General features: G+C 64.4%; 24 protein-coding genes. 12 read left to right on the forward strand and 12 right to left on the reverse strand.

Features of this window, described 5'->3' with window-relative positions; genetic code table 11:
- Nucleotides 1–101 precede the first annotated feature (101 nt).
- From urtA to H292_RS0120205, 6 genes are all read left to right on the forward strand, one after another.
- Nucleotides 102–1376: an urea ABC transporter substrate-binding protein gene (gene urtA, locus H292_RS0120180; RefSeq protein ID WP_020112557.1), complete on the forward strand. Its 1275-nt coding sequence runs from the start codon at nucleotides 102–104 to the stop codon at nucleotides 1374–1376.
- Nucleotides 1377–1455: 79 nt separating this feature from the next.
- Nucleotides 1456–2340, forward strand: coding sequence for an urea ABC transporter permease subunit UrtB (gene urtB / locus H292_RS0120185; RefSeq protein ID WP_020112558.1), 885 nt, complete (start codon nucleotides 1456–1458; stop codon nucleotides 2338–2340).
- Nucleotides 2337–3425 (forward strand): urea ABC transporter permease subunit UrtC, encoded by a 1089-nt coding sequence (urtC, locus tag H292_RS0120190; RefSeq protein ID WP_019666577.1) that lies wholly within the window; start codon nucleotides 2337–2339, stop codon nucleotides 3423–3425. Before urtB ends, urtC begins: the two co-directional genes overlap by 4 nt.
- Nucleotides 3422–4252: an urea ABC transporter ATP-binding protein UrtD gene (gene urtD, locus H292_RS0120195; protein ID WP_019666578.1), complete on the forward strand. Its 831-nt coding sequence runs from the start codon at nucleotides 3422–3424 to the stop codon at nucleotides 4250–4252. The genes urtC and urtD overlap by 4 nt, the downstream gene beginning before the upstream one ends.
- The gene (gene urtE, locus H292_RS0120200) at nucleotides 4245–4937 is read left to right on the forward strand and encodes an urea ABC transporter ATP-binding subunit UrtE (protein WP_020112559.1); all 693 of its coding nucleotides are present in this window, start codon (nucleotides 4245–4247) and stop codon (nucleotides 4935–4937) included. Before urtD ends, urtE begins: the two co-directional genes overlap by 8 nt.
- A gap of 15 nt (nucleotides 4938–4952) precedes the next feature.
- Nucleotides 4953–5657, forward strand: coding sequence for a GntR family transcriptional regulator (locus tag H292_RS0120205; protein ID WP_051104951.1), 705 nt, complete (start codon nucleotides 4953–4955; stop codon nucleotides 5655–5657).
- Between the two features lie 13 nt (nucleotides 5658–5670).
- Here H292_RS0120205 and H292_RS0120210 read toward each other — a convergent pair whose 3' ends face one another.
- From H292_RS0120210 to prpD, 3 genes are read right to left on the reverse strand one after another with little or no spacing between them, the layout of a single operon-like run.
- Complete coding sequence (locus tag H292_RS0120210) at nucleotides 5671–6816, reverse strand: bifunctional 2-methylcitrate synthase/citrate synthase (protein ID WP_020112560.1); 1146 nt, start codon at nucleotides 6814–6816, stop codon at nucleotides 5671–5673.
- Nucleotides 6813–7724: a methylisocitrate lyase gene (gene prpB / locus H292_RS0120215; protein ID WP_019666582.1), complete on the reverse strand. Its 912-nt coding sequence runs from the start codon at nucleotides 7722–7724 to the stop codon at nucleotides 6813–6815. The genes H292_RS0120210 and prpB overlap by 4 nt, the downstream gene beginning before the upstream one ends.
- Nucleotides 7721–9226 (reverse strand): 2-methylcitrate dehydratase PrpD, encoded by a 1506-nt coding sequence (gene prpD / locus H292_RS0120220; RefSeq protein WP_020112561.1) that lies wholly within the window; start codon nucleotides 9224–9226, stop codon nucleotides 7721–7723. The genes prpB and prpD overlap by 4 nt, the downstream gene beginning before the upstream one ends.
- A 118-nt stretch (nucleotides 9227–9344) precedes the next feature.
- On the opposite strand from prpD, the gene H292_RS0120225 reads away from it, so the two are divergent.
- A complete protein-coding gene (locus H292_RS0120225; RefSeq protein WP_020112562.1) occupies nucleotides 9345–10847 on the forward strand; it encodes a short-chain fatty acyl-CoA regulator family protein in 1503 nt (500 codons plus the stop codon).
- 6 nt (nucleotides 10848–10853) lie between these two features.
- Here H292_RS0120225 and H292_RS0120230 read toward each other — a convergent pair whose 3' ends face one another.
- Nucleotides 10854–11795, reverse strand: coding sequence for an ABC transporter substrate-binding protein (locus H292_RS0120230; protein ID WP_020112563.1), 942 nt, complete (start codon nucleotides 11793–11795; stop codon nucleotides 10854–10856).
- Nucleotides 11796–11927: 132 nt separating this feature from the next.
- Between H292_RS0120230 and H292_RS0120235 the strand changes: the two genes are divergently transcribed.
- Nucleotides 11928–12977, forward strand: a complete 1050-nt coding sequence (locus H292_RS0120235) for a M48 family metallopeptidase (RefSeq protein ID WP_019666586.1) — start codon at nucleotides 11928–11930, stop codon at nucleotides 12975–12977.
- Nucleotides 12978–13043: 66 nt separating this feature from the next.
- Nucleotides 13044–13592 (forward strand): carboxymuconolactone decarboxylase family protein, encoded by a 549-nt coding sequence (locus H292_RS0120240; RefSeq protein WP_020112564.1) that lies wholly within the window; start codon nucleotides 13044–13046, stop codon nucleotides 13590–13592.
- A gap of 87 nt (nucleotides 13593–13679) precedes the next feature.
- Here the strand turns inward: H292_RS0120240 and lpdA are convergent, their stop codons facing one another.
- The 3 genes from lpdA to H292_RS0120255 are packed head-to-tail and all read right to left on the reverse strand — an operon-like array spanning nucleotide 13680 to nucleotide 16766.
- Nucleotides 13680–15095, reverse strand: coding sequence for a dihydrolipoyl dehydrogenase (lpdA, locus tag H292_RS0120245; protein WP_019666588.1), 1416 nt, complete (start codon nucleotides 15093–15095; stop codon nucleotides 13680–13682).
- 49 nt (nucleotides 15096–15144) lie between these two features.
- Entirely contained in the window at nucleotides 15145–16125 is a 981-nt protein-coding gene (locus H292_RS0120250) for a dipeptidase (protein WP_019666589.1), read from the reverse strand.
- Nucleotides 16122–16766, reverse strand: coding sequence for a GAP family protein (locus H292_RS0120255; RefSeq protein WP_019666590.1), 645 nt, complete (start codon nucleotides 16764–16766; stop codon nucleotides 16122–16124). Before H292_RS0120255 ends, H292_RS0120250 begins: the two co-directional genes overlap by 4 nt.
- A 38-nt stretch (nucleotides 16767–16804) precedes the next feature.
- Here H292_RS0120255 and H292_RS0120260 point away from each other — a divergent pair, with 38 nt between their 5' ends.
- Nucleotides 16805–18832: a prolyl oligopeptidase family serine peptidase gene (locus tag H292_RS0120260; RefSeq protein WP_020112565.1), complete on the forward strand. Its 2028-nt coding sequence runs from the start codon at nucleotides 16805–16807 to the stop codon at nucleotides 18830–18832.
- Here H292_RS0120260 and H292_RS0120265 read toward each other — a convergent pair.
- The 3 genes from H292_RS0120265 to ppk2 all read right to left on the reverse strand — a co-directional run bounded on the left by H292_RS0120265 (nucleotide 18822) and on the right by ppk2 (nucleotide 21636).
- Nucleotides 18822–19658, reverse strand: a complete 837-nt coding sequence (locus H292_RS0120265; protein ID WP_019666592.1) for an alpha/beta hydrolase family protein — start codon at nucleotides 19656–19658, stop codon at nucleotides 18822–18824. The two genes, H292_RS0120260 and H292_RS0120265, sit on opposite strands and share 11 nt — an antisense overlap.
- A 448-nt stretch (nucleotides 19659–20106) precedes the next feature.
- On the reverse strand, nucleotides 20107–20235 hold the full coding sequence (locus H292_RS28770; protein WP_020112566.1) for a hypothetical protein: 129 nt from the start codon (nucleotides 20233–20235) through the stop codon (nucleotides 20107–20109).
- 489 nt (nucleotides 20236–20724) lie between these two features.
- Complete coding sequence (gene ppk2 / locus H292_RS0120285; protein WP_020112568.1) at nucleotides 20725–21636, reverse strand: polyphosphate kinase 2; 912 nt, start codon at nucleotides 21634–21636, stop codon at nucleotides 20725–20727.
- A 160-nt stretch (nucleotides 21637–21796) separates the two neighbouring features.
- On the opposite strand from ppk2, the gene H292_RS0120290 reads away from it, so the two are divergent.
- On the forward strand, nucleotides 21797–21997 hold the full coding sequence (locus H292_RS0120290; protein WP_019666597.1) for a PspC domain-containing protein: 201 nt from the start codon (nucleotides 21797–21799) through the stop codon (nucleotides 21995–21997).
- A gap of 19 nt (nucleotides 21998–22016) precedes the next feature.
- Here H292_RS0120290 and H292_RS0120295 read toward each other — a convergent pair whose 3' ends face one another.
- The gene (locus tag H292_RS0120295; RefSeq protein ID WP_027498948.1) at nucleotides 22017–23420 is read right to left on the reverse strand and encodes a glucose-6-phosphate dehydrogenase; all 1404 of its coding nucleotides are present in this window, start codon (nucleotides 23418–23420) and stop codon (nucleotides 22017–22019) included.
- Nucleotides 23421–23468: 48 nt separating this feature from the next.
- Between H292_RS0120295 and H292_RS0120300 the strand changes: the two genes are divergently transcribed.
- On the forward strand, nucleotides 23469–24071 hold the full coding sequence (locus tag H292_RS0120300; RefSeq protein WP_020112570.1) for a hypothetical protein: 603 nt from the start codon (nucleotides 23469–23471) through the stop codon (nucleotides 24069–24071).
- Here H292_RS0120300 and H292_RS0120305 read toward each other — a convergent pair.
- Complete coding sequence (locus H292_RS0120305) at nucleotides 24068–24640, reverse strand: isochorismatase family protein (RefSeq protein WP_020112571.1); 573 nt, start codon at nucleotides 24638–24640, stop codon at nucleotides 24068–24070. The genes H292_RS0120300 and H292_RS0120305 overlap by 4 nt on opposite strands.
- Nucleotide 24641 lies beyond the last annotated feature (1 nt).

Raw genomic sequence — 24641 nt, forward strand, 5'->3', positions numbered from 1 at the left:
TGCAACGAACTCGTCACCGCGGAACATATCAACGCAATACTTCCCCTTTACTGTCTGCAATCGCGAATACAACTCCGTATACAAGCGAAAGGGCTTCCGCGATGCCTGCTCTTCCTTCCAGCAAGTTCGCCACCAAGGCACTGGTGCTCCCCGCAGCGCTGGCGATGGTCGGACTGACCCTCACCGCGTGCGGCAGCAGGGCCGGTGACACGGCGTCGGGCGAGGGTGGCGGGGCCACCGAATCCTGCGTCGACACCTCGGGCGACACCGTCAAGGTCGGTTCGCTGAACTCCCTGTCCGGCACGATGGCGATCAGTGAAGTGACGGTTCGTGATTCGATCGCCCTGGCCGTGGAGGAGATCAACGCGTCGGGAGGCGTCAACGGAAAGCAGATCGAGGTGGTCGCCGAGGACGGTGCGTCCGAGCCGACCGTGTTCGCGGAGAAGGCCGAGAAGCTCATCAGCAGCGACTGTGTCGCAGCGGTATTCGGCGGGTGGACGTCGTCGTCGCGCAAGGCCATGCTTCCGGTCTTCGAGGACAACGACGCACTCCTGTACTACCCGGTGCAGTACGAAGGCCTCGAAGCGTCGGACAACATCTTCTACACCGGCGCCACGACCAATCAACAGATCATCCCCGCGCTGGATTACCTGAAGGAGCAGGGGGTCACCTCGCTCTACCTGGTCGGTAGCGACTACGTCTTCCCGCAGACCGCCAACCGCGAGATCAAGGCGTACGCCGCGGCCAACGGCATCGAGATCAAGGGCGAGGACTACACGCCGCTCGGGTCCACCGACTTCTCCACCATCGTCAACAAGGTTCGATCCGCCGACGCGGACGCCGTGTTCAACACGCTCAACGGCGACTCCAACGTCGCGTTCTTCCGTGAGTACACCAATGCCGGCCTCAATGCCGCTGACATGCCGGTTATTTCGGTGTCCATCGCCGAGGAAGAGGTCGCGGGCATCGGTGCACAGAACATCGCGGGCCAGTTGACGGCGTGGAACTACTACCAGACGGTCGACACACCGGAGAACTCGAAGTTCGTCGCCGACTACAAGGCCAAGTACGGCGCCGACAAGCCGACCTCCGATCCGATGGAAGCCGCGTACACCTCGGTGTACCTGTGGAAGAACACCGTCGAGAAGGCAGATTCGTTCGCAGTCGCCGACATTCAGGCCGCGGCGGACGGCGTGAGCTTCGCAGCCCCCGAGGGTGAAGTGGTCATCAACGGCGACAACCACCACATCTCCAAGACCGCGCGCATCGGTGAAATCCGCCCCGACGGCCTGATCTACACGGTCTGGGAGTCGCCGGCACCGATCGAGCCCGACCCGTTCCTGGAGACCTACGACTGGGCCGCCGACCTCAACTGACCCCGGTCCCCGCTGTGCGCGCACATGTAGGCCAGGGTCGGCATGTACGCGCACGGAGGGGCCTGTAAAGGAGCCTTACATGGATGTCGTAGTCGGGCAGCTGTTCACCGGCCTGAGTATCGGATCGATTCTCTTGCTCGCCGCTCTGGGACTCTCGCTGACGTTCGGTCAGATGGGCGTCATCAACATGGCTCATGGTGAGTTCATCATGGCCGGTTCGTACACCGCGTACGTCGTGCAGCAGATCGTCTCCACCGGCGGAGCGTCGCTGTTCATCTCACTGATCGTCGGATTCCTCGTCGGCGGCGCCATGGGCGTCCTGCTCGAGGTCACGCTCATCCAGCGCATGTATCACCGGCCGTTGGACACACTGCTCGTCACCTTCGGTGTCGGTCTGGTTCTCCAGCAGCTCGCCCGCGACATCTTCGGCGCTCCGGCCGTCAACGTCGTCTCCCCCGGCTGGTTGTCCGGCGGTGTCGACATCCTCGGAGCCGTCGTCCCCAAGACGAGGATCTTCATTCTCGTTCTCGCCGTACTCTGCGTTCTCGCACTGTCGTTCGCGCTCAAGACGACACCGATGGGTCGACGCATCCGCGCGGTCGTGCAGAACCGCGATCTCGCCGAGACGTCGGGCATCTCGTCCCGTAGGACCGACATCTCGACGTTCTTCATCGGGTCCGGCCTCGCCGGCGTCGCCGGTGTGGCGTTGACGCTGATCGGCTCCACCAGTTCCACCGTCGGGCAGAGCTATCTGATCGACGCGTTCCTGGTGGTCGTCGTCGGCGGCCTCGGCCAGATCAAGGGCGCGGTGATCGCCGCGTTCACACTCGGCATCGTCAACTCGTTCATCGAGTACAACACGACGGCGTCCATTGCCAAGGTCATTCTGTTCGTCCTCATCGTGATCTTCCTCCAAGCCCGCCCGCAGGGTCTGTTCGCGGTCAAGACAAGGAGTTTGGTGTGAAAACCTTCGTCGCGAAACGTGGAGCATGGCTCGGTTTCGCCATCGCCGCGATCCTCCTGTTCGCCGTCGCACCGGCTGTTCTCAGTGAGTTCAGGCTCAATCTTCTCGGCAAATTCATCTGCTACGCCATCGTTGCGGTAGGCATCGGATTGGCCTGGGGCCGAGGCGGAATGCTCACGCTCGGCCAGGGTGTGTTCTTCGGGCTCGGTGCGTACATCATGGCGATGCACCTCAAGATCTCCGACGCCGACATCCGCGGCGACGCGGTCCCGGACTTCATGTCCATCGCCGGTATTCGCGAGCTACCGTCGTACTGGGTTCCGTTCCAGTCTCCGCTCGTCACGATCCTCGGGATCCTGTTCATCCCGGCTTTCGTCGCACTCGTCCTCGGTCTCGGCGTCTTCAAGCGTCGGGTCAAGGGTGCGTACTTCGCCATCCTCAGTCAGGCGCTGGCCGCTGCGTTCGCCATCCTGCTGATCGGTCAGCAGAGCACCGGTGGATCCAACGGACTCAACCGATTCCGGACGTTCTTCGGGTTCAACCTGAACGACCCGGCCAACAAGCAGATGCTGTTCTTCATCGCGGCCGGTGTTCTGCTCGCGGTCGTCGCCATCACTCGCCAGCTGATGTACTCGCGGTACGGAGAGCTGCTCGTCGCCGTTCGCGACCAGGAGGAGCGCGTCCGCTTCCTCGGATACGATCCCGCGAACGTCAAGATCGTCGCCTACGTCGCCGCTGCGTTCTTCGCCGGCCTCGCCGGAGCCCTGTTCGTGCCCATCGTCGGGATCGTCTCACCGAACGACGTCGGCATCGTCCCGTCCATCGCCTTCCTGATCGGCGTTGCGATCGGCGGACGCACCACACTTCTGGGGCCGGTGCTGGGCGCGCTCGGCGTCGCGTGGGCTCAGACCACACTCTCGGAGCAGTTCCCGTCCGGGTGGACCTACGCACAGGGATTGCTGTTCATCGTCGTCGTCGGATTCTTCCCCGCGGGTGTGGCCGGTCTGTTCGCACTCCGGAAACGAAAGAAGGCAGGTGACGACGTGGTCACCGTCGACGCCGTGGAGAAGGAGCTCGTCAAATGATCCACGTGGAGGGGCATCAGCCCACGTTCGGTGGCAATGCAGGCATGTCGAGCCAGTACCTGGAAGTCCGCGGTCTCACCGTCAGTTTCGACGGCTTCAAGGCGAACACCGACGTCGATCTCACTCTCATGCAGGGCGATCTCCGATTTCTCATCGGACCGAACGGTGCAGGCAAGACGACGCTGATCGACGCCATCACCGGACTCGTCCCAGCAACGGGATCGGTCACCAAGTCCGGCGTCGAACTGCTCGGCAAGAAGGTGCACCAGATCGCACGGCTCGGCGTCGGTCGAACGTTCCAGACTGCCAGCATCTTCGAGCAGCTCACCGTGTTGCAGAACCTCGACATCGCAGCGGGGTCGAAACGCACGTGGTCGACGATGCTCCGCAAACGCAAGACGGTGTCGGACGAGATCGAGGAGGCGCTCGAGACGATCGGCCTGAAGGCGCACCGGGACAAGCCGGCGGGCATTCTCGCGCACGGCCAGAAGCAGTGGCTCGAGATCGGAATGTTGTTGGTGCAGAACGCCGATGTGCTTCTGCTCGACGAGCCCGTTGCCGGTATGAGTCACGAGGAGCGGGAGGAGACAGGTGAACTGCTGCGCCGCATCGGCGGTGAGCGCACGGTCGTCGTCGTCGAGCACGACATGGACTTCATGCGCGCGTTCGCGACGTCGGTGACGGTCCTCGCCGGAGGCCGAATCCTGTCGGAGGGCACCGTCGCCGAGGTCCAGGCCGACCCGAAGGTCCAGGAGGTGTATCTCGGTACCGCAGCGGCGGGCGAGGAACTCGATCAGATCGCAGAAGAAGGAGACAGTCATGCTTGAGCTGATCGACGTACGCACCGGGTACGGCCGGAGCGAAGTCATCCACGGTGCGTCGCTGACCGTTCCGGCCGACGGCGTCGCGGCCGTCATGGGACACAACGGTGCGGGGAAGACGACGCTGCTCCGTGCCGCCGTCGGACTGTTGAAGGTCACCTCGGGCAAGGTCATGTTCGACGGTGAGGACGTCAGCGCGTTGCGGCCGAGCGCGCGCGTCGCTCGTGGTCTCGCCTACGTACCGCAGGGCCAACAGTCCTTCGGGCAGTTGACGACGGCCGAGAACCTGCAGGTCGTCGCCGACGGCCGTAAACGCGGAAAAGCGCTGATCGACGAGGCCCTCGACCTCTTCCCCGCGTTGAAGGAGCTCCTCACCCGTCGTGCCGGACTGCTGTCCGGCGGGCAGCGTCAGCAGTTGGCGATCGCCCGGGCACTCATCACCGAACCGAAGATGCTGATTCTCGACGAGCCCACCGAGGGCATCCAACCGTCGGTCGTCGCCGAGATCGAGCGCACCATCCTGGATCTGACCCGGCGCGGCGGTCTCGGTGTCCTGTTGGTGGAGCAGCACATCGGCTTCGCTCTGGAGTCCGCACAGAACTACTACATTCTCGAGGCCGGGCGAATCACGTCGAGCGGCACCGGCGGGGCCGATTCGGAAGCCGACGTTCGTGCAGCGATGGCGATCTGAGCGGCGACCACGAACATGACAGATGTGCCCTACACCGCGATCAGCGGCGGAGGACCTCTGCGCGAACAGGTGTACGTCGCGCTCCGTCAGGATCTGATGGCGGGGGTGTTCGACCCGACGACACGCCTCGGCGAGGAGAAACTCGCCGAGGCGTACGGGGTGTCGCGCACGCCCGTCCGAGAAGCGATGGCGCGTCTTCTCGCCGACGGGTTGGTGCAGCGACTCGACGCGGGCCTCTTTCCGTACCGGCCACGTCTCGACGATCTGGCCGACCTCTACGAACTCCGAACGACTTTGGAGCTCCGAGGTATCGACCGGGTCGACACCGAGCCGCACGACGCCACCGCGGTCCGCGAGGTCCTGAACGACTGGACGCAGGCGAGGTCGTCACTTCCGCACCCGGACGCGGAGTTCGTCGCGCGGGACGAATCGTTCCACGTGACGCTGCTGGCGGCGTCGGGCAATCCTGCGTTGGCCGAGGCGCTTCGTGCGGTGAACGCACGGATACGACCGGTGCGGATGTTCGATTCCCTGACTCGGGAGCGCATCGCGTCCACTGTCGACGAACACGTTGCCATCTGTGCGGCCGTCGTGGAGGGGGATCTCGCGGCGGCACGAGCGTCGCTGCTGGCGCACATCGACCTCGCGCAGCGGATCGTCATCGACCGTGCGACTCAGGCTCTGTCGATGGCGAAGATAGCACTGGCAGTGCAGAATTGAAGCTCGGACGGCGTCATGCACCGACGGCGCGCTGCGGAACGCCTGAGTAGTCGCTGAGCGGACGGATCAGCGCATTGGATGCACCCTGCTCGATGATGTGGGCCGTCCAACCGGTGATTCGGCTCATCACGAAGATCGGGGTGAAGACGTCGATGTCGAAGCCCATCAGGTAGTACGTCGGCCCGGTGGGGAAGTCGAGGTTCGGCTCGATCGAGGTCTCCTCGTTCATCGTGCGTTCGAGTACGTCGTACATCCGTACCCATTTGCGGCCGTTCGTTGCTTCGGCCACGTCCTGGAAGGCTGCTCGCATCGTCGGCACCCGGGAGTCGCCGTTCTTGTAGACACGGTGCCCGAAGCCCATCACTTTCTCCTTGGCCGCGAGCTTGTCCAGGAGCCACTGCCTCGCCAAGTGCGGTTCGCCGATGTCGAGCATGGCGTGCATGACCGCTTCGTTGGCCCCGCCGTGCAACGTTCCCTTCAGTGCGCCTATCGCCGCGGTGACGGCACTGTAGATGTCCGACAGTGTCGAGGTCACGACTCGGGCTGCGAACGTCGACGCATTGAAGCTGTGCTCCGCGTACAGGATCAGTGACACCTCGAACGCCTCGACGATCTTCGGGTCGGGCACGCTCCCGAAGCACATGTTCAGGAAGTTCTCGGCGAACCCCAGGTGGGTGTGCGGTGCGATCGGATCGAGGCCGCGTCGACGACGGTGATCCGCGGCGACGATGGTCGGTAGGACGGCGGTCATCCGAAGCGCCTTGTTCAGGTTCGCCGACGCCGAATTGTCCTCTTCCGCCGGGTCTTCCGCACCCAGATAACTGATCGCGGTGCGCACGACGTCCATCGGGTGGCAGTTGTCCGGCATCTTCGCCACCAGCGACAACAACGATCGGTCGGCGCGGCGGTGAGCCCGCTCTCGCTGCGAGAACAGCTCGAGTTGCGGGTTCGTCGGTAGCTCGCCGTTCCACAGCAGGTACGCCACTTCCTCGAAGCTGCAGTGCTCCGCGAGGTCCTGCACGGCGTACCCGCGGTAGGTCAGGGAGTTGGTCTCCGGGACCACCTTGGAGATGGCCGTCGTGTCGACGACCACTCCGGCCAGGCCTTTGTGGATCGTCTTCGTCTCGGCCAGGGCAGCTCTCGTTGTCGGATAGGTCATCTCGCGTCCCTCGTGTAGGTGAAGATCCCTCGATCGAATCGGTTGTACTGGTCGTACTCGAGCAGTTCGTAGAGGCGGCTGCGGTGTTGCATGCGGTCCAGGTCGGCGGCTTGTGTTCCGGTGGAGGCGATCTCACGTAGCCCGTTCTCGACGGCGAACATCGCCAGCCGCAGCGTCGTGACCGGGTAGATGACCGCGTTGTACCCCAGGTCCTGGAGTACGTGTGCCGGTATCAGCTCGGATTTGCCGAATTCGGTCATGTTGGCGAGCAACGGCGTGGTGACGGCACCGCGGAACGCGGCGAACTCGGCCTCGTCGGCCAATGCTTCGGTGAAGATGAGGTCGGCCCCGGCGTCGGCGTATGCCTTCGCCCGCGTGATCGCGGCGTCGATTCCCTCGATCGCGCGCGCGTCGGTGCGCGCGCAGATCACGAAGTTCGGGTCGCGCCGCGCGGACACCGCGGCCCGGATGCGCTGCACCATCGTCTCGGTGTCGACGACGGCTTTGCCGTCCAGGTGGCCACAGCGCTTGGGATTGACCTGGTCCTCGAGGTGGCAGCCGGCGATGCCTGCATCCTCGAGCATCGTGACGGTGCGTGCGGCGCTCATCGGTTCACCGAAGCCCGTGTCGGCGTCGATCAATACCGGCAGGTCGGTCACGCGTGCGATCTGCTGTCCTCGGCCCGCGACCTCGCTCAGTGTCGTCAGTCCGATGTCGGGCAGTCCGAGGTCCGCGGACAGCACTGCACCGGAGACGTACACACCCTCGAACCCGATTTCCTGCACCAGTTTCGCGACGAGAGGCGAGAAGGCACCGGGCAACCGCTGGATCGTGCCCGAGGCGAGACCGGCGCGAAACGCCGCCCGCTTGTCCGACGCCGACGTCGATGCGGCAATGAGGCCGGTCATCGGAAGATGCCCTTCGGGGTCTTCGGCGCCCGGGCCAGCACGTCGCCGCCGACCGTGAACGTGAGTCGGTCGAGCTCCCCGGCCGCCAGCGTCGGCGCGTTCTGCGCAGCGGTGAGGAAGCGGTCCTGCTCGTCGGGAGACACGATCCCGTCGGCGAGTGTCCTGAACTTGTCGATGTACTGCTCACGGGCGAACGGCCGGGCGCCCAGCGGATGGGCGTCGGCGACCGCGAGTTCGTCGACGATGACGGTCCCGTCCTTCAGCGTGATCTCGGCACGAGCGCCGAAAGCCTTCTCGTCCGGGTCGGTCGAGTGGTACCGGCGGGTCCACTCCGGATCCTCCGCCGTCGAGATCTTGTTCCACAGTTCGATGGTCGCCGGTCGCTGCGCACGCTCGGGAGCGTAGGACCGCTCGTGGTGCCACTCGCCGTCTTCGAGCGCCACGGCGAAGATGTACATCACCGAGTGGTCGAGCGTCTCCCGGGATGCTGTGGGATCGAACTTCTGCGGATCGTTCGACCCGGTGCCGATGACGTAGTGCGTGTGGTGGCTGGTGTGCAGCACGATCGTCTCGATCCGGTCGAGATCGTCGATGCGGGAGCGCATTCGGCGGGCCAGGTCGATCGGCGCCTGACTCTGGTACTCGGCCGAGTGCTCCTTGGTGTAGCTGTCGAGAATTGCGCGCTTGGCTTCGCCAGGTCCGGGCAACGGCACCTGGTATTCGGCGTCGGGTCCACCGAGAAGCCATGCGATGACGCCGTCCTCGCCCTCCCAGATCGGCGACGGTGCCCCCTCGCCGCGCAGCGCCCGGTCGACGGCTTCGACGGCGACCTTTCCGGCCAGGGCCGGCGCGTACGCCTTCCAACTCGAGATTGCGCCCTTGCGTGACTGACGGGTGGCGGTCGTGGTGTGCAGTGCCTGGCCGACGGCTTGGTAGATGGTCTCGGTGTCGAGTCCGAGGAGCGTTCCGATACCCGCTGCTGCCGACGGACCGAGGTGGGCGACGTGATCGATCTTGTGTTCGTGCAACGAGATCGCTCGTACGAGGTCGATCTGGATCTCGTAGCCGGTGGCGAGTCCGCGGATCAGGTCTCGGCCGGAGCACCCGGAATGCTGGGCGACGGCGAGGATCGGCGGAATGTTGTCGCCGGGGTGCGAGTACTCCGCCGCGAGGAACGTGTCGTGGAAGTCGAGTTCACGCACGGCGACGCCGTTGGCCCAGGCCGCCCACTCCGGTGAGAACGTGCCGGGTACGCCGAACACGGTTGCACCGGGGCTGTACGGATGCGCCTGCGCTTGGGTGCGCGCACTCGTGACCGGTCGACGCACCAGGGAGGCCGCGGCCACCGACGCGTTGTCGATGATGCGGTTCACGATCATGTCGGCCGTGTCCTCGGGTACCGGGACGGCATCGGCCGCCACCTCCGCGACTTTCCACGCCAGGTGCTCGGACCGGGGGAAGTCCTCGGCGGATCGACGGGTACGTACCAGATGGGTCTTCACTGACTGGTCCTCTTCTGCTGTGCGGTCACGCTTCTTTTGCAAACGTACGCACCTGGCCTCACCTGCGAAAGGTGTGGCCCGTGCCTATTTTTGCGATGCGCAGGGTGCAAATTTGCGAATGTTGCGAATGCCCGTCGGATACTCTCTCCAGCACGAGGAGGTCGCAGTGCAGAAGATCTACGCCGGCAGTCGCCTGCGACGGTTGCGCGCCGACCGCGGGTTGACTCAGCTCGCCCTGGCCAAGACGCTCGAGCTGTCGCCGAGTTATCTGAATCAGCTCGAGAACGATCAGCGTCCGCTCACCGTGCCGGTCCTGCTGCGCCTGAACAGCACGTTCGACCTGGATCCCACGTTCTTCGCCACCGACACCGACGCCAGGTTGGTCGCCGATCTGCACGACGTGCTCGCCGAGACCTCGGACGACGGTGAAGTCTCCATGTCGGAAGTGCAGGAGTTGGTGTCGCGGATGCCGGACATCGGCCGCACACTCGTCGGTCTGCATCGGCGTTTGCACGCCACGACGGATCGATTGGAACGTCTCACCGCGGGTGTCGACGGCCGGGGCACCGATCTGCCCGTCGACGGTTCGCCGATGCCCTACGAGGAGGTGCGCGATTTCTTCTACGATCGGCGCAATCACATACCGGAGCTGGACCTCGCGGCCGAGGAATTGTTCGCACGCGAGGGCTTGACCATCGGCGCTCTCGATCTGCAGCTGGCCCGTGTCATCGAGGCGAACTACGGCGTCACCGTCGACATCGAGGACGACGGCGATGGACGGCTGGGCCCCAAGGGACGGCTGGGCCCCAAGGAACAGCTGGGCCCCAAGCGCATCTACTCGCAGGGAAGGCTCACTCTCGCCAGGCGATTGACCGCGGGCCAGCGGGCGTACCAGATCGCCACTCAACTGGCGTTTCTGTCGCAGGCCACGATGATCGATGCTCTCGTCGACGCCGATTCGTCGTTGAGCGCACCCGCGCGCGAGCTCGCCCGAGTGGGTCTCGCCCATTACTTCGCAGGTGCGCTCCTGCTCCCATACGGGACTTTTCTGGACGCGGCGGAGTCGGTGCGCTACGACATCGAGTTGCTGTCGCTGACGTTCGAAGTGGGATTCGAGACCGTCTGCCATCGACTCTCGACTCTGCAACGACGCGGCGCCAAAGGCGTCCCGTTCTTCTTCGTCCGCACCGATCGCGCCGGGAACATCTCGAAGCGCCAGTCCGCTACCGCATTTCACTTCTCCCGGGTCGGCGGAAGCTGCCCGCTGTGGGTGGTTCACGACGCGTTCGCGGCGTCCGGGAGAATTCTCACCCAGGTCGCGACGATGCCCGACGACCGCAGCTATCTGTGGATCGCCCGCACCACCGAGAGCGGTGGGCTCGGGTTTCGCTCACCCCGCAAGCACTTCGCCATCGGGCTCGGCTGCGACATCGCGTACGCGAGCCGAGTCGTCTACGCGGACGGGTTGCCGCTGGACTCCGGCGCCGCCGCGGTGCCCATCGGCCCGGGATGCAAGGTGTGCGAACGCACCTCGTGCGCGCAGCGGGCGTTCCCACAGCTGGGGCGGCAGGTCCACGTCGACGAGAACGTCGACACCGACCTGCCGTACCCCTACACGTGATACGTCTCAGTTCGGCTGCGAGAGAATGCGTTCGATGTCGTCGAGGACTGCTTGTCCGCCCCTCGGTCCGACGCCGGTGATCCAGTAGGACTGATCGACGGCCTGCGGGTTCGGCAGTGCTCCTGGGTTCGCCGTGATCGCGGCGGGGATCGCCGCCGGGTCGGACGGATCGGTCGCGGTGACGACGATGACGTCGGCGCGCGCCTCGGTGACGAGTTCGGGAGACAGGTCGACGGAGATCTCGTCGGCCCATTCCGGCCGCGGCGGTGTGGTGAAGCCTGCGCATTCCAGCGTGCTGCCGGCGAAGGACAGCGGACCGTACAGCGTGAGCACGTCGTCCCGAGGCCGGATCAGTTGCGCGGTGCGACCTTGGGTGTCGAATCGAGTTGCGATGTCGGAGCAGCGGTCTCGATATTCGCCGAGCAGGGCCTGCGCGTCGTCCTCCCTGCCCAGCGTACGACCGACGAAGTCGACGTTGTCCTGCCACGGATCGGACTGCGAGGCCATGAACACCGTCGGCGCGATGGCCGCGAGTTGGTCGTAGTACTCGGCATGCCTCGTCTCGGTCCCGAGGATGAGATCCGGCTTCAACGCAGCGATGGATTCGATCCTCGGCTCGGCGACGGTCCCGACCGTCGCGATCGACGCGGCCTCGTCGCCCAGATATGCCGGGACACCGGTCGCTTCGCTGAGAACAGCGGTGCCGACCGGGACGACACCGAGAGCGACGGACGTATCCAACTCGACCGGCTCGAGCGTCACGATGCGCATCGGACTGTCCGGAACCTCGACGTTGCCGCGAACGGTCTCGACGGTCCGCGTGCCCTGTTCGTCGGCGCTGCCGTCGGACTCGCTCGCCGATCCCCCGCCTCCCGACGAGCACGCCACGAGACCGAAAGCCAGTATTCCGACCGCTACCGCCACGCCGCGGTGATCAGACCTCGACATCGTGCATTCCTCCGTACCTCGATGAATGAAAGTTCAATGAAGGTTAGCCTGTCTTGCGTCGCCGATGGGCAGACCGTCCAGCCCGTTTTACTGATACTTTGGACTGCGAATCTTCGACGCTGGGAGAACCGCTTGACTGCCGCACCGGACCGCACCCGTATCGAGTTTCCGGACATCAGCTCGCGAGCATGGGAACACCCCTCGGACAGAGCCGCGCTCGTGACCCTGCGCAGCTTGAAGGGTTTCGACACCGTGCTCCGCACCCTCTCCGGGCTGCTCAGGGAACGCCAGCACCGGCTGATGTACCTCGCCACGGCCGTACGCGTCGACGACAAGCAGTTCAAGGACCTGAACGATCTTCGCTCCGACTGCGTGAGCATCCTCGGCGCGGATCAGACGCCCGAACTGTTCGTCATGCAGTCACCCGTGGTCAACGCGTTCACGATCGGAATGGACCGCCCGTTCATCGTCGTGACCACCGGCCTGCTGGACATCATGACGTACGAGGAACAGAGATTCGTCGTCGGTCACGAGCTGGGGCACGCACTGTCCGGGCACGCGGTCTACCGGACCGTTCTGATGCACCTCATGCGTCTCGCCGGAACCATCGGCTGGATACCCGTCGGCGGCTGGGCGCTGCGGGCGATCATCGCAGGCTTGATGGAATGGCAACGCAAATCCGAACTTTCGGGTGACCGCGCCGGGCTGCTCTGCGGCCAGGACGTCCACACCGCCATCCGCGTGCAACTCAAGCTGGCAGGCGGTGCCCGCATCAGCGAAATCGACGTCGACGCGTTCCTCGCGCAGGCCGCCGAGTACGAGTCCAGCGGCGACCTACGCGACGGCGTCCTCAAACTTCTCAACATCGAACTGCTGTCCCACCCGTTCTCGGTACTACGCGCTGCGGAGCTGAAGAAGTGGGTGGACAGCGGGGAGTATGCCGCCGTGCTCCGCGGCGAGTACCCGCTGAAATCTCAGGACCACCGAGCCAAGGCGTCGGAGGAATTCAAGAACGCCGCCAGAACCTACAAGCAGAACTTCGACGAGTCGGAAGACCCCTTGATCAAGACGATCCGGGATCTCGGCGGCGGTTTCACCGGTGCCGTCGACGCCGTCGGAAACGGAATCGGCGACGTGGCGTCGGACATCAAGGAACGCTTCGACCATTGGCGGAAGTCCTGACTCGTTCCACGCCGACGACTCGCGTTACCTGGTGCGGGGTGGGGGTCGGGCGGTAGCGTCGGTCCGGTGACGACACCCCGCCTCTCCACACCTCGAATTCCGACAGGCACGTTCAAGGAGCTGGGCCCGATCAACTGGGCGTTGTGTCGGATTCTCTCCAAAGTCGCAGGCACACCCGACGCTCACCTGTTCAGCACCCTCGGCCGCAACAAAGGCCTGTTCCGGGGATGGCTGTTCTTCAGCGGGCGCTTGATGCCGGGTGGCCGCATCTCCAAGAAGGAGACCGAACTGGTCATCAACCGCGTCGCTCACCTACGGGACTGCGGCTACGAGATGGACCACCACAGCCGCATCGGACGCCGATTCGGTGTGACGAAAGAGCTTCTCGCACAGGTGAAAGAGGGGCCGGAGTCCCCGGGATTGACTCCTCGGTACCGAACCATCCTCACGGCAACCGACGAACTTATGAAGACCAAGAACCTGTCCGACCCGACCTGGACCCTTCTGGCCCAGGAATTCGACGAACGCCAACTCATCGAATTCCTGTTGCTCGTAAGCCAATACGACGGCTTGGCCACCACCATCGGCACCCTTCGCATCGAGCGCGATTTCTGAGCCTTCGCCCGAGGAGCTCCGACCGAAGAAACGAGAACATCCGCCCACGGCCGAGGCTGTGGGCGGATGCTCTTCGGTGAAGCTGGATCAGAAGTTGATCATGTGCCCGGCGAGGCCGTGGATGGCTTCCTGCAGCGCTTCCGACAGGGTCGGGTGCGTGTGCACGTTGCGAGCCAACTCGTTGACCGTCAGGTCCCACTTCTGCGCGAGCGTCAGTTCCGGCAGCAGCTCGGAAACGTCGGGGCCGATGAGGTGGCCACCGAGCAGTTCGCCGTGCTCGGTGTCGGCGATGAGCTTGACGAAGCCGGTGGCGTCGCCGAGACCGTGTGCCTTGCCGTTGGCTGCGAACGGGAAGTTCGCGACCTTGATGTCCGAGCCACGAGCCTGAGCCTCTTCGCGGGCCTGGTCTTCGGTGAGACCGAAGCTGGCGACCTGAGGCTGGCAGAACGTCGCGCGCGGCATCATGCGGTAATCGTCGATCGGGAGTGTCTCGGCACCACCGATCGTCTCCGCAGCGACGACAGCCTGAGCCTCGGCGACGTGCGCAAGCTGCAGCTTCGCGGTCACGTCGCCGATGGCGTAGATGTGCGGGACGTTGGTCTGCATCGTGTTGGTGATGCCGATGGCGCCGCGGTCGGTGAGCTCGACGCCGGTCTTCTCGAGGCCGAAGCCTTCGACGCGGGGTGCGAACCCGACGGACTGCATGACCTTGTCGACGGTGAAGGTTTCGCTCTCACCGGACTTGTTGTGCTTGATCTCGACGGTGACCTTGGAGCCGTCGTCGTCGATGCTCTGCACGCCTGCGCCGGTGATGACCTTGACGCCCAGCTTCTTGTACTGCTTCTCGATTTCCTTCGAGACGTCCTTGTCCTCGTTCGGCAGCGCGCGATCGAGGTACTCGACGATGGTGACGTCGACACCGTAGTTCTTGAGGACGTAGCCGAATTCCATGCCGATGGCGCCCGCGCCGACGATGAGGATCGAGCCCGGGAGCTCCTTCGTCATGATCTGCTCTTCGTACGTCACGACGTTCTTGCTCAGCTCGGTACCGGGCAGCAACTTGGTGGTGCTGCCGGTCGAGATGATGGCGTTGTCGAACGTGATGGTCTCGGTGCCGCCCTTGGTGAGCTCGACCTCGATGGTGTTGGCGTCGGTGAACGTGCCCTTGCCGTCGTACTCGGGGATCTTGTTCTTCTTCATCAAGAAGTGGATTCCCTTGACGCGGCCCTCGGCAACCTTGCGGCTGCGATCGAACGCTGCGCCGAAGTCGAAGGACGCTTCACCGGAGATGCCGAACAGCTTCGCCTCTTTGGTGAAGAGGTGCGCCAGCTCGGCGTTGCGGAGAAGAGCCTTCGAGGGGATGCAGCCGACGTTCAGGCAGACACCGCCCCAGTACTTCTGCTCGATGATGGCAGTGCTCAGTCCGAGTTGTGCCGCGCGGATAGCAGCGACGTACCCACCGGGACCGGCTCCGAGGACAACGACGTCATAGTGTGAGGTCACGATTCCCCAGGATAGTCCCGTCGTGTATCACTGTCTCCAGACGGTCCGGTTACCGGCCGGTAGCACGGCTCCGGGCGGCGACCCGCGCGAAGTTTCCTCCGTACACGGCGGCGATCGACGCCTCGTCGAACCCTCGATCACGCAGCACAGCAGGCAGCGTCACGACGTCCTCCGGCGGCACCCACTGCAGCATCCCGTACTTGGTGTACTCCTCCGAGAACGCCTCGGGATGCGTCGCGAGTTCCAGATTGAAATCCTCGTGATCGAACGAGTAGTCCGAGCCGATTCCGATGTGGTCGATACCGAGCAGGTCGACGCCGTACTCGATGTGGTCGGCCATGGTCTGGACCCGCTGCGCACCCTCGTCCCGTCCGTTCTTTCCGAGAAAGATGCCGACGCCGTTGATGCCGACGACTCCTCCGGTCCGAGCGCATTCGACTGCCTGTTCGTCGGTGATGTTGCGCGGATGCTCCCAGAGCGCGGAGAAGTTCGAATGGCTGTAGATCATCGGAACCTGCGTCGCCGACGCCAGGTCGAGGCCGGTTCGCGTCGAACAGTGCGAGCCGTCGACCACCATGCCGACACGGTTCATCTCCGCGACGAGGTCGCGTCCGTAGCCGGTGAGGCCGGTGTCGTCGGTGTCGAGGCATCCGCAGCCTGCCGCGTTGGCCCAGTTGTACGACGGAAGTATCGATCTGACACCGAGGCGGTGGAAGTGCGCGACGTTGTCGAGGTCGCCTTCCAGCGGACCGGAATCCTCCAGGTCGAAGGCGAGCGTGATCAGGTTGCCGTCGGGCACCTCGTCGACCATTCGAAATCGACCGTCCGACAGCGCTTTACGACGAAAATCCTCGGCCAACGCCGTCGCGACGGCATACGAGTGCGGCGAGAACCCGACGTTCACCGACACGTACGAACCGAGCGGATACCGTGCGACCTCGGCGATGTCTGCGCCAGTTCCATCCGACGACGCCGAGACGAGCGGAAGGCAACAGTGCTGCTCCCACAAGATCATTTCCCGCGAAGTCATACGGATGCTCCCCCTTTCACGATCAACACCACCGATACCAGACCGAGGACCAGGCACACGATCGCAGCACTGTGCTGCACGAGCCATTCTCGCCAGGATTGCTGGACGGCAGCGGAGTTGCGGCCCGACCTCGCCAGCACCACCAGAGGAGTGACGACCCCGAGCGTCGCGACCACGACCCACACCACCGCAGCGGCGACGGCTTCTGCGCCGTGCAATTCCCACAGCGACAGTTCGGCCACCGCCACCGTCACCAGCATGTAATTGGGCACCCACAAGCCCAGCACGAACGCCGCGATCACCGACAGCCGATCGAGTCCTCTCAGCCACTTCGGTGTCTGCCCCGCCGTGCGCCGCCCACGGATCCACAGAACCAGGACGAACAACGCCAGAACGAGGCCGACGGCGAGCTCGAACCAGGAAAGGGCGTGAGACGTCGACTTCGCCCGCGGCCCCGGCGGCAGCAGAGTTGCCGCAAGAACCATCACGAGGGCGAGGGCCAGGACGTACCCGAGGACGTACGCGACAAGCTTTCTCGGACCGTTGTCGGTGGCCGCGAGCAGAAACGCGGGTACCACCGACCACGGCCACACCATGACGACGAGACCCACGAGTGCGAACGTCAGCGCATGGCCGGCCATGACCTACGGACAGTACTCGCAGACGGTAGAAATAGGGCATGAGCAACGCGATCGATCCGTACCTCTGGCTCGAAGAAGTCACCGCCGACGAGGCCCTCGACTGGGTCCGCACCCGCAACGCCGCGACCACCGCAGCACTCGCCGGAGACGAGTTCGACGCCACCGAAGCACGGATCCTCGAGGTCCTGGACACCGACGCGCGGATTCCGTATGCACGCCGACGCGGTGAGTACCTCTACAACTTCTGGCGCGACGCATCCCACGTCCGAGGTATCTGGCGTCGCACGACGATGGACGAATATCGCAAGGACGAGCCCGCGTGGGACGTTCTCCTCGATCTCGACGCCGTGGCCGCCGCGGAGAGCGAGAACTGGGTGTGGAGCGGCGCACAGGTTCTGCGTCCCGATCAGAAGATCGCGCTGGTGACGATGTCCCGGGGCGGCGCCGACGCCACCGTCGTGCGCGAGTTCGATCTGGAGTCGAGGACTTTTCGCGACGACGGGTTCTTCGTTCCGGAAGCCAAGACCGACGTCGGGTACATGGACGCGGACACCGTCTACGTCGGAACCGATTTCGGCGACGGTTCCCTGACCGACTCGGGCTATCCGCGGATCGCCAAGCGCTGGCACCGTGGCACTCCCCTGGCCGAGGCGACGACGGTCTTCGAGGGCGAGGCGTCGGACATCTCGATCTCGGCGTGGCACGACAGGACGCCCGGTTTCGAACGCGACTTCGTTCAGCGAGCCACCGACTTCTACAACGCGGAGCTGTACCTCCTCGAGGGGGACACACTCACGCTCGTCGAGACCCCGACCGACGCAACCACTTCGGTGCACAAGCAGTGGCTTCTGATCCGCACGATGACCGAGTGGACCGTCGGCGACGTGACGTACCCGTCGGGCGCCCTGCTCGCGACGAACTTCGACGACTTCGTCGGTGGCAGCCGCGACATCACGGTCCTCTTCCGGCCCGACGCCCATCGGTCGCTGCACCAGTGGGCGTGGACCGAGAACCACCTGCTCGTCGTCACCCTCGTCGACGTCGCCACCGAAATCGGCATCTACACCCCGAGCGCCGACGGATGGAGCGACACGCCACTCACCGGCCTGCCGGAACTGACGTCGATCGAGATCGTCGGCACCGACGGCGAAGAGAACGGCGACGAGTTCTTCCTGTCGTCGAGCGGATATCTCACTCCCGCCACGCTGCTGTTCGGAACCGTCGGCGGCGGCGTCGAGGCACTCAAGCAAGCGCCGTCGTTCTTCGACACCGAAGGACTCACCGTCGCACAGCATTTCGCGACCTCACTCGACGGCACCGCGATCCCGTACTTCGTCGTCCGGAAGGAGCCCGCCGACGGCTCCCCGGCCCCGACCCTGCTCTACGGCTACGGCGGCTTCGAGATCTCGCTGACCCCGTCGTACAGCGGAGCGACCGGGTCGGCCTGGCTGGAGAAGGGCGGCACCTACGTCGTCGCCAACATCCGTGGCGGCGGTGAGTACGGGCCGGACTGGCACACACAGGTTCTCCGCGCGGGGCGCCACAAGGTGCACGAGGACTTCGCCGCCGTGGCCCGCGACCTCGTCGACCGGGGAATCACGACGCCGAGTCAGCTGGGTGCACAGGGCGGAAGCAACGGCGGCCTGCTGATGGGCATCATGGTCACCAAGTACCCCGAGTTGTTCGGTGCGATCGTCTGCCAGGTTCCGCTTCTCGACATGAAGCGCTACCACCTGCTGCTGGCCGGGGCGTCGTGGGTCGCGGAGTACGGAAACCCCGACGACCCGGACGAGTGGGCGTTCATCTCCGAGTACTCGCCGTACCAGAACGTCGTCGGGCCTGCAGAGAAAACGTACCCGCCCATCCTGATCGCGAACTCCACCCGCGACGACCGAGTCCATCCGGGTCATGCTCGCAAGATGGCGGCTCGGCTCGAAGAAACAGGGCACACCGTCCGCTACTTCGAGAACATCGAAGGCGGGCACGGCGGCGCAGCCGACAACGCGCAACTCGCATTCAAGACCGCGCTGACGTACCGATTCCTGTGGAACACCCTCAACGACTGAACCAAGCCTCGATCTCCGCGACGACGGTCGCCGGCTGCCGGATCCATTCGTTGTGTCCGCGCGGCGACGAGAGGTGCCGCGTGGTGACCTCCGCGCGCGGGAACTTCTTCAGCAGGTTGGCCATGGACGCGCGCGGTGCAAGATCGTCGCCGGCGAGCGTCACCGCGAGGATGGGAAGCGTCAACCGGGCAATGCGTTCCTCGTAGTCGATGTCCGCGCCGGTCGGTTCGATCCGACCGGTGCGGGCGAACCTCGACCAGTCCTCGATGAGCACCTTCGACTGGCGCCCGAACCCGCCGACGTCGATGCGATCACCCGGCCAGAACCCGGCGATGTTGCTGGTCAACGACATCGCCGCTGCCCCGAGGAACAGCGACGCCCCGCGGGCCACACCGAACCCGCGATGGAACGGCGATCCGGATGCAACGAGGATCAACCCACCGAGCCGCCCCCGGATTCTCGACGCATAGAGGGAGCTGAGCTGGCCACCCATGCTGTGACCGAGCGCGTACGGCGTGGCGTCGGGAAACCGTTCCCGAACCACCTCGAAGATTGCGGGAAAATCCACCGAGACGAGTTCCTGATAGCCGTACGTGCTGACTCCGCTCGGCTTCGGTCGGCTGTCCCCCTGGCCGCGAAGGTCGGCCGTCGCCACATGGAAACCCCGCTCCGTCAGAGCCTGCGCGAACAGCGCGTAGTACCCGCCCGGAATGCCGAGGCCGGGCAGCACGACGATGACCGGCAGGTCGGACCTCGGAGTCTCGGCCTCGAACAAGCGAACCGGGACGCTCGTCCCGTCGGGCATCTGAATCGGCACTGTCTCCACGCCGACACCTTAGGCCCCGGACAGTCGAACAGCCGGCTCGCGTGACGCGAGCCGGCTGGAGGGTGTCCTGGATCAGAGGGGGAGACCCGGCAAGTCGATGATCGGGTCGGTCGAGCTGTCCGAGCTACCGGTGGCGAGCAGCTTCAGGAGGATGACGAGCAGTTCCATGTAGATCTCCTAGCAGAGGGGAAAGGCCATGCCACGAATGGGCGGGCTGAGGAAAGTTCTATCAACCGGGATGGCCGTGAGGAAAGCGAAGAGATCGCAATTGCGTCGTTCGAATGAATGTTTACCGGATCAAATAATTCGAACGACGCTCAAAACCTTCATCAGGACTTTTATGCAAGGAAAGCGAGGCCGGGAAGGACGAAAAAGACGTCAGCCCGAACCGGGTCACGGTTCGGGCTGACGTCGAGGTTCGCGTGGACCGCGGTGTGCGGTCGGTGGATCAGCTGACGGGAGGCGTACCAGGAATGGTTGCCTCGCTCGATCCGCTGTCCGAGCTGCCCGTGGAGAGGAGGGCCAGGAGGCCGAGAAGTTCGGAAAGTTCGATCTTGTTCGACGGCTTGATGGACATCCTTTGAGCTCCTTCGATTCGAGGTCAGGTACCCGGAATGTGAAAGTTACGAAACGATCACTTCCGAATACATTCCTACCAACCGAATATCGAATTGGCTACAGCCGCAACGATAAAAAACCGAATGCATTCAAATCGACAGTAAACAGGAATCTTGTTTTCACTGATAACTATCGAATCACCGCGGCCCCCGACACCGCGTGTGATTCAACCGATCAGGCTGCGCTGCCCGAGGTCAGAACGCCGACGATCTGATCGACGATGGCGTCGACGATGCCGTCGTACACGCCGCTGACGATGTCACCGATGAAGCCTGCTGCAGAACCCATGAGATCTCCTTGAATTTGGAAACGAGCCGATCGATCACGACCCATGTACGTTTTTACCGCATTAACGGGCGGTCTCGGCTCCGACCCCGTTAAATCCAGAAACAAACTTGGTAACGCCTTGGCACCGTAACAGCTCGATTACTTGTTTGACCTGGCGCTTTCACTCGCCGATCACGTCGCGAGCCCGGCCGACGAGCAATGGGTCGGTTTCGCCGACGATTTCGGGATCCTTGTTGGCGTAGTCGTACTTGTTGAGGATGAACCGCATCGCGTTGATCCGAGCGCGCTTCTTGTCGTTGCTCTTGACGACGGTCCACGGTGCGACGTCGGTGTCGGTGGCCCTGAAGTTCTCTTCCTTCGCAGCGGTGTACGCATCCCATTTGTCCAACGACGCGAGATCCATCGGCGAGAGCTTCCACTGGCGAACGGGATCGACCTGACGGATGGCGAACCGAGTGCGCTGCTCGAGCTGCGACACAGAGAACCAGAACTTGGTGAGACTGACCCCGTCGTCGACGAGCATCTGCTCGAACAGCGGTGCCTGACGGACGAATCGAGCGTGCTGGTCCTCGGTGCAGAAGCCCATGACGCGCTCGACGCCTGCACGGTTGTACCAGGACCGGTCGAACATCACGATCTCGCCCGCGGCAGGCAGATGCTGAATGTACCTCTGGAAGTACCACTCCGTGGACTCCCGAATCGACGGCTTCTCCAGCGCGACGACGCGTGCGCCTCGGGGATTCATGTGCTCCATGAATCGCTTGATGGTGCCGCCCTTGCCCGCGGCGTCGCGTCCCTCGAAGACGATGACGTGACGCTGGCCGGTGTCCTTGATCCACATCTGCAGCTTCAGCAGCTCGATCTGCAACAACCGCTTCTGGAGGTCGTACTCGGCCCGCGTCATCCGCTCCGAGTACGGGTAGTCCTCACGCCAGGTGTCGACGATCCGACCGTCGGGGACGGTCAGGAGAACGGGATCGTCGTCGTCGTTGTCGTCCACGACGAACCCGGAGGTGTCCGTCAGGTCGACCGCCGTGGCCAGGTCGCCGAGGAGGCTGAAATCTTGCGTCATGACCGCAGAAGCTAGCCGGATACGGAAACGAACCGGTGACACTTCGGTGAACGACAGACGCGGTTCACCCCGAGAACGGCGGGCATGCGCTACGAATCAGGGTCGAGATGGGGGTTGTTCCCGATGCGCCGGGGCCCTGACGTCGCGCAGACTTCGTGTCATGACTTACACCAACGCCCCCAAGGAATTCGTTCGCTCCGACTCGCAGAAGATGATCGCCGGTGTGTGCGGCGGTGTCGCCGAATACTTCGAGATCGACCCGAACCTCGTCCGAGTACTCACCGTCATCGGTGCGTTCGTCTCCGCCGGCACCGTCGCCCTCGTGTACCTCGCAGCGTGGATGCTGATGCCCCAGCGCTGACCCCTCACCGGTACCGAGGTCAGTGCACCAGCCAGCCGCACGGCGCGGCGAGTTCGTCGGCCTCGTCAGGCCCCATCGAGCCCGGTGCGTACGACTTGACCTCGGGAGGATCGTTCAGCAGCGGCGCCGCGACCTCCCACACGTGAGCCAAGCCGTCGGGCCGGGTGAACAGCGACCGGTCTCCGTTCAGCACGTCGAGGATCAGACGTGAGTAGGGGGACAACGGTTCGGCATCGGGCACCGACGGCAGCGGCAGGGACAGGTGGCCGACGGACAGGTCGAAGTCCGGGCCCGGCTCCTTCACCGTCATCGCGACGTCGATCGCGCCGTTGCCGGACAGGTCGAAGGACAACACCGCACCGTCGCGGGGCAGATCTTTCAGCGGGCTGTTCGCCGGAGTCCTGAACACCAGCGACACACGCTGGGCCCCGACCCCGAGCATCTTTCCGGTGCGGAGCAGGAACGGGACACCGCGCCATCGGTCGGTGTCCACCCACAGCGTCGCGGCGACGAACGTGTCCACGACGGAATCCTCGGCCACGCCCTCCACGTCGCGGTACCCGTCGTACTGGCCGAGAACCACCTCGGACGTGTCGATCGGCCTGAAACACCCGATGACGGATTCACGCGCGGACTGCAGGTCCTCCGCGTCGAGCGTCGCGGGCGGCTCCATCGCGACCTCCGCAGCAACCTGGAACAAGTGCGTCACCAGCATGTCCAACACGGCACCGGTGCTGTCGTAGAACTCGGCGCGGTCGTCGATGTTCAGCGTCTCCGGTACGTCGATCTGCACCTGCTCGACGTGCTCGGAGTTCCAGATCCCGTCGATCATGCCGTTCGCGAATCTCAGCACGTGCAGGTTCTGCGTCGCTTCCTTGCCCAGGAAGTGATCGATCCGGTAGATCTGCTTCTCGTCCAACACCTCGTGCACAGCCTTGTCGAGCTGCTCGAATGCCTTCTGCGACGTGCCGAACGGCTTCTCGTACACCACCCGTGCTCCGTCGGCGAGGCCGTGCGCACCCAGCGCGGCCGTGTAGTCCTCGAACGTGCTCGGCGGCAGTGCGATGTAGTGCACCAGCTGCGCGTCGCCGATGTCCTCACGAGCCTTCGCGACGACGTCGACGAGATCTCCCGGATCGTCCACGGTGAACCCGTTGCCTGCGAACCGGATTCGCTCGGAGAACGAATCCCAGTCGTCCGCCCCGGAGCCGAACTCCTCGAGCGCACTGCGCACGTGATCCCGGAACTCGTCGTCGGACGTGTCGTGCCTGCCGTTGCCGACGAGAAGCCACTCCTCCGGGAGCAGTCCTTCGACATGGAGTTGATGGAACGACGGCAGAACCATGCGCTTGGCAAGGTCGCCTGTCGCACCGAACAGGACGAAGATCGTGGGTTGCTGCGAATCGGAACGCGTGGACGCCATGAATCCATCATGCACCCAGAACAACGCCGCAGGGTTACAGTCGGTGTGATGGGAAGATCACGGTTTCACGGTGAGATATTCGGAGTAGGTACCTCGTCGGGCGTACGCATCGTCGTCGGGCACTGGACCCGATCTCCGCTCGGAGAATTCACCGACGTCATGATCCAGTTCTCCGGCGGCCACCGCCTTCTGCTCGCACCGGACGAAGATGTGCGCGAATTCGTCACCGCGACATACACGTTCGACGACGTATCACTGACCCCGGTCGGCTTCACACGAGTCGGCGACACGGTGAGCGTGAACACCGACGACCTTCGACTCACTCTGAGAACGGGACGCTCCACCGCACTCGGCACCCTCCTCGCGATGGTCCCGTCCACGATCTCTACGGCACCGTGGTTCTGCCGCATCTCCGATCCCATCGCACGGGTGGTCCTCCGAGGTGTACGCACCCGCGGCAGTGCAGGGAACGACAGGCGCGAGTACTACGGCGCGAAGCACCAACACCGAATTCTCAGCGCCACCGCATCCTGGCGCGGCGAAGACCTCGGCCACCTCACACCCGTCACGCCCCCGGTCACCTTCGGGTTCGGCAGTACCCCGGCGGCACCGTCGGTCACCTCGATCACGACGACCATCGACACGCCCTAGGCCAGCACGGCACCGGCGTCGGACAGTTCTTTCAGGGCGGTCTCGGAGGACTCCGGCGCGACCCCTGCAACGAACTCGGTCAGAATCCGAACAGCCAATCCATGGTGGATCGCGTCCAGGGCGGATGCCCGCACGCAGTAGTCGGTCGCGATCCCGACGACGTCGATGTCGGTGACCTCGTTGGCATCCAGCACGTCCCGCAGCGCAGTGCCGTCCTCGGTGCTGCCCTCGAACGCGGAGTAGGACGGCTCGCCCTGCCCCTTCAGAACATGCACGTCGACCGAGTCCGTCGCGAACTCCGGGTGATACGCGGCGCCGGCGGTGCCCGCAACACAGTGCACCGGCCACGTCGTCACGAAGTCGGGCTGCTCGTCGGTGGCGAAGTGGCCGCCGTTGTCACTGTCCGCGTCGTGCCAGTCCCGCGATGCGACGATGACGTCGTACGCGTCGCCCTGCCGCGCGAGAAGCCCGCTGATCCGACGCGCGACATCGGCACCGCCCACGACTCCCAGAGCACCGCCTTCGGTGAAATCGTTCTGAACATCGACTACCAACAATGCACGTGTCATG

This window comes from Rhodococcus sp. 114MFTsu3.1 (assembly GCF_000383555.1).
Taxonomy (GTDB): Bacteria; Actinomycetota; Actinomycetes; order Mycobacteriales; family Mycobacteriaceae; genus Rhodococcoides; species Rhodococcoides fascians_E.